The sequence below is a fragment of the Nocardioides sp. genome (genome assembly GCF_025965415.1).
Classification (GTDB): Bacteria; Actinomycetota; Actinomycetes; order Propionibacteriales; family Nocardioidaceae; genus Nocardioides.
In genome coordinates, this window is sequence record NZ_JAOPWY010000082.1 from 1 (window position 1) to 7,505 (window position 7,505).

Here is a 7,505-nt window from a genome sequence, read left to right on the forward strand (position 1 = left end):
GTTCTTGCCCGGCTCGTCGCCGAAGGCCGCGCACATGGCGTTCATCCGGCCGACGTAGCCGTGGTGGTCGGCGCCGAGCATGATGAAGCAGCGGTCGAAGCCGCGCTCGCGCTTGTCGAGGTAGTAGCCGAGGTCGCCGGAGATGTAGGCCGGCGTGCCGTTGGACCGGATGATCACGCGGTCCTTGTCGTCGCCGTACTTCTCGGTGCGCAGCCACAGCGCACCGTCCTGCGTGTAGGTGTTGCCCATCTCGGTGAGCCGAGCGATGGCGCGCTCGACCGCGCCGGAGTCGTGCAGTGACTTCTCGTGGAAGTAGACGTCGAAGTCGACGCCGAAGTCGAGGAGGGACTTCTTGATCTCCGCGAACATCAGCTCGACACCCACGGCACGGAACACCTCCTGCGCCTCGTCGTCGGGGAGGTCGAGCACGTCGGGCTCCTGGGCCATGACGTCCTTGGCGATCTCCCCGATGTAGGCGCCGCCGTAGCCGTCCTCGGGCACGGGCAGGCCCTTCGCCCAGGCCAGCAGGGACGAGCTGAAGCGGTCGAGCTGGGCGCCGTGGTCGTTGAAGTAGTACTCCCGGGTGACCTCGGCGCCGGTCTTGGTGAAGATCCGGCCCAGCGCGTCGCCCACCGCGGCCCAGCGGACGCCACCGAGGTGCAGCGGGCCCGTGGGGTTGGCGGACACGAACTCGAGGTTGATCTTCTCGCCCGCGAACGCGTCGGAGGCGCCGTACGCCTCTCCTGCCGCGACGACGTCGGCGGCGACCTGGCCCTGCGCCGCCGCCTCGACGGTGACGTTGAGGAAGCCCGGCCCGGCGATCTCCACCTCGGCCACGCCGTCGGCGGTGCGCAGCTGGGCGGCCACCAGCTCCGCGAAGGCCCGCGGACCGGTGGAGGCCTTCTTGGCCAGCTGGAGCGCCACGTTGGTGGCGTAGTCGCCGTGCCCCTTCTGCCGCGGTCGCTCCACCGTGACCTCGGTCGGCACGCCGTCGGGCAGCGTGATCGCGCCGTCGGCCACGAGGGCCTCCAGCGCGTCGACGATGGTCTCGGAGAGCTGCTCAGGAGTCACACGAGCAGCCTATCGGCGAGGCCTGCCACGGACCGAACCGGTTTCACGCCCTGGCACCCGCAGCCGGGGACCACGCTGCCCTAAGGTTCTGCGCTGTGAAGACGTCTCCCGCCTACGACCAGCTGGTCGACCTGCCTGCCTACGTCGAGCAGCCCGTGCCGATGCCGTTCGAGGACATCAACGGCCACCTCAACGTCCGGCACTACATCGGCATCGCCAGCGAGGGCCTCGACGAGTCGCTCGTCGAGGTCGGCATCCCGCAGATGTGGCCCCTGACCCACGGCCACGCCTGCTTCAGCGCCGAGCACCACGTGACCTACCTGAGCGAGCTGCGCACCGGCGACACGATGTCGGCGCGGGTGCGTCTGCTCGGCCGCTCCGAGCGCGCCGGCCACGCACTCGTCTACCTCCTCGACGAGACCCACCAGCGCGTCGCGTGCGTGGTCGAGGAGGTCTTCCTGCACATCGACATGAGCACCCGCCTGACCGCGCCGTGGCCCGACGACGTCGCGGCCGCCCTCGACGCCCGGGTCGCCGAGCACCAGGCCCTCCCCTTCGCGGCCGACACGTCGGGCTCGCTCGCGCTGCGCTGAGTCGCCAACCGGTTTCACGCCCCCGGCGGGCGACCGGTAGTCTTCACCGCGCGCTGGCCTCGGCCGGCGCAGGCCTCCGTAGCTCAGGGGATAGAGCACTGGTTTCCGGTACCAGGTGCCGCAGGTTCGAATCCTGCCGGAGGCGCACGCAGCGGCGACATCCCTCAGGGTGTCGCCGCTCTTGCGTGTCGGCCCCTACGCTGACGCGCGCGGGCGTGACCAAGATGTGGCCGCTTCGTTGAGCGCACGAGGGAGTTACCGGCCGGTCACAAAGGCACCGGAACCGTGTCAGCTCCCCCGGTCCTTTGGGAGGGAATCATGGAACGACCCATCACGCGACGGCTCTCGTCGGCGATCGGCGCCGGACTCGGCATCGGACTCGTCCTCTCGGCCGGGCTCACGGCCCCGGCCCAGGCGGGTGAGCGCGCCGATGCCCGCACCGCCGGGCTCACGGACTTCGGCTACCGCGGCGACGTCTACGGCGTGAAGCTGGTGACCGACAGCGTCGAGGCGCTCAACCTCAAGGACGCGCACGCCCAGCAGCTCTGCACGCGCGCCGTCGGACAGGTCGTCGAGCGCGAGAGCGCTGTGTCGGTGCCCGACAACCCGCTGATCAACGTGTCGGCCAGCACCAGCCGCACCGAGACGTACGTCGACGGGCAGACCCACGGCGTCCGCGGCACCAACACCATCGGCGACATCAGCATCGGCGGCACCGTCGGTCCGCTGACCACGCCCAGGCTGGTGATCAAGGGCCTGCAGACGACGGCCGACGCCTTCAACACCCCGCAGGGCTACGGCCACGCCGAGAGCTTCACCTTCGCGAGCATCTCCCTGTCGCTGCTGGACAACACCGTCGTGCAGGGCCTCCCGCCGGAGCTGCAGGAGCTCCTGGCACCGCTCGACCAGGTCACCGACACCGTCTTCACCGGCACCCAGCAGGTCGCCCAGGAGGTCTTCCAGGTGCTGAGCGACGTCACCGCGCCGATCCAGATCCCGGGGCTCGGCAGCATCGCGCTCGGCTACGAGAACGGGCGCGCCAACAGCAGCAACGCACAGTCGCAGGCCTCCGCGCTGCGGATCGAGGTCACCGCCGGTGACCGTCGCCAGCTCGTCGAGCTCGGCACCGCCCGGGTCCGCATGGGCGGACCCGCGCCGGTCGGGGTCTTCCGCTCCGGCGGCACCGCGATGGACTACCAGGCCCTCCAGGGTGCCCTGAAGTTCGGCAACGTCCAGCACAAGGCGCTCCCCTGCCAGGGCTCGCGCGGGCGCACCCAGACCTACCGGGTGCCGCACGCCAGCCAGCTCGTGCCGGTGCCCGTGCTGCTCGACGGCGTCACCTACCAGGTCAACGGCGACCAGTTCCGTGCCAAGAAGGTCGCCAAGGGCTGGTCGCGCACGGCGATCTCGTCGGTGTCCATCCCCAGCGCCCAGCTCGTGATCACCGACGTCTCCTCGCGGGCCGCGATGCGGCAGAAGGCCGGCCAGCGGGTGCGCGCCAAGGTCTCCACCGCGATCGGCTCGATCACGGTCGGCGGACAGGCGCTCGCGATCCCCGAGCCCGGCGGCGTGGTCGAGCTGCCCAACGGCATCGGCGAGATCCAGCGGCAGCTGGTCGACACCGGCTACCGCGGCTCGCAGGTGATCGGCCTGCGGATCAAGCTCTACTCCGATGCCGTCGTGATCGACCTGGCCCGCACCGCCGGACGCATCTACCCGCACTGACGGCCGTCGCCCTGCGGCTCAGCAGTGCCGCAGGGCGGCGTCCGGCCGGGCGTCGCGGCCCAGGCGTCGTGCCTGGGCGACGTCGGGGAACACCACGCTCGCGGCGCCGACGAAGCCGACGCGACCGGTGACCACGCAGGTGGTGATCCTCGACGGATCCACCTGGGCGACCGCCTGGGCGATCTCGTACAGCTCGGCGGGCGAGGCGTTGGTGGCCATGTGCTGCATCACCGTCATCACGCCGCGCTCGATGAAGCCGGGCCGGGCAGCCTGCGACCGGATGCGAGCGTGGATGCCGCGCAACGTCCGCTGCTGGTTGGCCGAGCGGTCGAAGTCGCCCCCGGCCAGGCCCTTGCGGATGCGGGAGAAGGCCATCGCGTTGTAGCCGTCGAGGTGGATGCGGCCCTTCGCGAAGCCCTCCTTCTTGAGGTAGGGGTCGTAGAACCGGCGCGGGTTGGTGACGGTGATGCCGCCGATGTCGTCGACCATGTCCTCGAAGAACGGGAACCGGGTGACCATGACGTAGTCGGGCTCGATGCCGACCAGGTTGCGCATCGCCCCCGCCATCCCGCGCGGGCCGGCGAAGTAGAGCGCCGAGTTGATCTTCTCCCGGCCGTGCCCGGGGATGGCGACCCACGAGTCGCGGGGCACCCCGATCGCGGTGGCGGAGCCCGTGCGGGTGTTGATGCCCACGAGCTGGAGCGCGTCGCCGCGCGAGCGGGTCATGTCCTGGCCGGGACGGGCGTCGGAGCCGACGGCCAGGATCCAGACCACGTCCTCTCCGCCGACGGCGACGCCCTGCGAGTGCCGGATCTTGACGAGGCTGACCTCGGTCGACTGCACCGCGGACTGGGGTACGACGAACGCGGTCAGGGCGAGGACGCCCGCCAGTGCCACGGCCTTCGCTGCTCGACGGATGCGGTGCATCACCAGGCCCCCTTCGCGACGTCGTAGCCGAAGATGCGCCAGGCACCCCGCTTGTAGGTGAGGAACAGTCGTCCGCGCACGCCCGTCTTCCCGGCCTTCTCGCCGGTGGTCTCGAAGCGCAGCACGAAGTGGGCGGTCACCGAGCGTGCCCGCCGGTCGGTCGCGAGGATGTCGAGCGACACCTCGCGGTGCTTCGCGGTGACCGACTCGACGTGCGGACCCCTGGTCTGGTTGGTCAGCAGCGTCTTGTCCGAGCGGGCGCGCTCCTCGGCACCGTCGGTGAAGCCCGGGAACGCGGCGGGGAAGCTGCTGCGGGGGAAGGTGCCCCCGAGGTAGGCGGCGTCCCACCAGCGGTCGACGACCTCGCCCACCTGACGGCGTACGGCCTTGCGACGCGCGTCGGGCAGCCGGCCGTAGACCCGGTGGATCCTCGTGGTCGTCTCGACGGGGTGCGAGGCGAGGGTCACCTGCGCGTCGTTGCGGCTGAGCCGCTCCGGCGCGGCCGACGGGTCCGACCCGGACCTGCAGGCGGTGACGGAGACGGGCAGGACGAGGGCAAGCGCGATTCCGGCGTAGCGGCGGGACCACGTGGTGCGCCCCGGCACAGGGCTTGGCATGACGACTCCAGGCGGGTGGTGCGGGTGTGACAGGGGATGTGGTCGACACCATGCCTCAAAGTCCATCCCCGCCCCTGCATTTGGAGGCGTGTGCGACTAGCCTTGTCAGCGACTTGGTCAAACCCTTGCGCGAAGAGTTCTGAAAGAGGCGAAACAAGCGTGGCGCAGTCCCCGAACGGGCAGTCCGGCAACCCTTCCTCGGTTGCTCCGTCCTCTGATCTGGGAGCCAACGAGTGGCTCGTGGACGAGATGAAGGAGCAGTACGACAAGGACCCCGCGAGCGTGGGTCCCGAGTGGGCGAGCTACTTCGGCAACGGGGCCGCTGCGGCTCCCGGGAAGGCCGCCGAGCCGGCGAAGGCCGCCGCGCCCGCCAAGGCTCCGGCCGCCGCGCCGGCGAAGGCTCCCGCTGCCGCCGCCCCGGCGCCGGCCAAGACCCCCGCCGCGCCGAAGTCGACCCCGCGTCCCGCGGCCGCCGCCGACGAGCCCGCCAAGGGCACCACCACCCCCGTGGCCAAGGACCCCAAGCCCGCCGCGCCGAGCCAGGCCAGCGACGAGCCCACCTACACCGTCCTGCGCGGTGCCGCCGCTCGCACCGTGGCCAACATGAACGCCTCGCTCACCGTGCCGACGGCCACCTCGGTGCGTTCGGTGCCGGTCAAGCTGCTCTGGGACAACCGCACCGTCATCAACAACCACCTCGCCCGCGCCCGCGGCGGCAAGGTCTCGTTCACGCACCTCATCGGCTACGCGCTGGTCAAGGCGCTGCGCGCGATGCCGGAGATGAACGTCGGCTTCGAGGTCATCGACGGCAAGCCCACCCTGATCACCCCGGCCCACATCAACCTCGGCCTGGCGATCGACATGAAGAAGCCCGACGGCACCCGGCAGCTGCTGGTGCCGAGCATCAAGGGCGCCGAGGCGATGGACTTCGCGGCCTTCTGGACGGCGTACGAGGACGTGGTGCGCAAGGCGCGCGACAACAAGCTCACCGTCACCGACTTCCAGGGCACCACCATCTCGCTGACCAACCCCGGCGGCATCGGCACCGTCCACTCGGTGCCGCGCCTGATGGCCGGCCAGGGCGCGATCATCGGCGTGGGCGCGATGGAATACCCCCCGGAGTGGCAGGGCGCCTCGGACGAGGCGATCAACCGCAGCGCCATCAGCAAGGCGATGACGCTGACCTCGACCTACGACCACCGCGTCATCCAGGGCGCGCAGTCGGGCGAGTTCCTCAAGCGCATGCACGGCCTGCTGCTCGGTGAGGACGACTTCTACGACGAGATCTTCCGCTCGCTGCGCATCCCCTACGAGCCGATCCGCTGGTCGCGCGACGTGGTCGCCTCCCACGACGACGACATCGTCAAGCAGGCGCGCATCCTCGAGCTGATCCACGCCTACCGCGTGCGCGGCCACCTGATGGCCGACACCGACCCGCTCGAGTACCGCCAGCGCAGCCACCCCGACCTCGAGATCGAGTCGCACGGCCTGACGCTGTGGGACCTCGACCGCGAGTTCGCCACCGGCTCGTTCGGTGGCGAGGGCCGCCGTTTCATGAAGCTGCGCAACATCCTCGGGATCCTGCGCGACTCTTACTGCCGCACCACCGGCATCGAGTACATGCACATCATGGATCCCGAGCAGCGCAAGTGGATCCAGGAGCGCGTGGAGCAGCCGCACGTGAAGCCCCCGCGCGAGGAGCAGCTGCGGATCCTGCTCAAGCTCAACCAGGCCGAGGCCTTCGAGACCTTCCTGCAGACCAAGTTCGTCGGACAGAAGCGCTTCAGCCTCGAGGGCGGCGAGACCACCATCCCGCTGGTCGACGAGATCTGCGAGGCGGCCGCCGAGACCGGTCTCGACGAGGTCACCATCGGCATGGCCCACCGCGGCCGGCTCAACATGCTCGCCAACATCGTCGGCAAGAAGTACAGCCAGATCTTCCGCGAGTTCGAGGGCAACATCGACCCGCGGACCGTTCAGGGCTCAGGCGACGTCAAGTACCACCTCGGCGCGGAGGGCGAGTTCGTCGCCGGGTCGGGCGACAAGATCAAGGTCTCCGTCGCCGCCAACCCCTCGCACCTCGAGGCGGTCAACCCGGTGCTCGAGGGCATCGCCCGCGCCAAGCAGGACATCCTCGACCAGGGCGAGAAGTTCCCGGTCCTGCCCCTGCTCGTGCACGGCGACGCCGCGTTCGCCGGCCAGGGTGTGGTGGCCGAGACCCTCAACCTGTCGCAGCTGCGCGGCTATCGCACCGGTGGCACCGTGCACGTCGTCATCAACAACCAGGTCGGCTTCACCACCGCACCCGGCTCGTCGCGCTCCTCCCTCTACGCCACCGACGTGGCGCGGATGGTCCAGGCGCCGATCTTCCACGTCAACGGCGACGACCCGGAGGCCTGCATCCGGGTCGCCCGGCTCGCGTTCGACTACCGCCAGACCTTCAACAAGGACGTCGTCATCGACCTCGTCTGCTACCGCCGCCGCGGGCACAACGAGGGCGACGACCCGTCGTACACCCAGCCGCTGATGTACGACCTGATCGAGCAGAAGCGCTCGGTGCGCAAGCTCTACA

6 protein-coding genes and 1 tRNA gene are annotated in these 7,505 nt (G+C 70.2%); 4 read left to right on the forward strand and 3 right to left on the reverse strand.

The genetic code is table 11. The features are described from left to right. On the reverse strand, window positions 1–1,071 hold a 1,071-nt coding region (locus JWN97_RS08500), incomplete at its 3' end, for an arginine--tRNA ligase (protein ID WP_297621300.1). A gap of 95 nt (window positions 1,072–1,166) precedes the next feature. Between JWN97_RS08500 and JWN97_RS08505 the strand changes: the two genes are divergently transcribed. The 3 genes from JWN97_RS08505 (at window position 1,167) to JWN97_RS08515 (ending at window position 3,389) form a co-directional block, all read left to right on the forward strand. After that, window positions 1,167–1,664, forward strand: coding sequence for a thioesterase family protein (locus tag JWN97_RS08505; protein WP_297621302.1), 498 nt, complete (start codon window positions 1,167–1,169; stop codon window positions 1,662–1,664). Window positions 1,665–1,736: 72 nt separating this feature from the next. Further along, window positions 1,737–1,809, forward strand: a tRNA-Arg gene (locus JWN97_RS08510). A 173-nt stretch (window positions 1,810–1,982) separates the two neighbouring features. Next, the gene (locus JWN97_RS08515) at window positions 1,983–3,389 is read left to right on the forward strand and encodes a choice-of-anchor P family protein (protein ID WP_297621304.1); all 1,407 of its coding nucleotides are present in this window, start codon (window positions 1,983–1,985) and stop codon (window positions 3,387–3,389) included. Between the two features lie 18 nt (window positions 3,390–3,407). Here the strand turns inward: JWN97_RS08515 and JWN97_RS08520 are convergent, their stop codons facing one another. Beyond that, complete coding sequence (locus tag JWN97_RS08520; RefSeq protein ID WP_297621306.1) at window positions 3,408–4,316, reverse strand: LCP family protein; 909 nt, start codon at window positions 4,314–4,316, stop codon at window positions 3,408–3,410. Further along, window positions 4,316–4,933, reverse strand: a complete 618-nt coding sequence (locus JWN97_RS08525) for a hypothetical protein (protein ID WP_297621308.1) — start codon at window positions 4,931–4,933, stop codon at window positions 4,316–4,318. The genes JWN97_RS08520 and JWN97_RS08525 overlap by 1 nt, the downstream gene beginning before the upstream one ends. Window positions 4,934–5,182: 249 nt before the next feature. On the opposite strand from JWN97_RS08525, the gene JWN97_RS08530 reads away from it, so the two are divergent. Further along, window positions 5,183–7,505: multifunctional oxoglutarate decarboxylase/oxoglutarate dehydrogenase thiamine pyrophosphate-binding subunit/dihydrolipoyllysine-residue succinyltransferase subunit (locus JWN97_RS08530; RefSeq protein WP_297621310.1), on the forward strand; the 2,323-nt coding region annotated here is incomplete at its 3' end.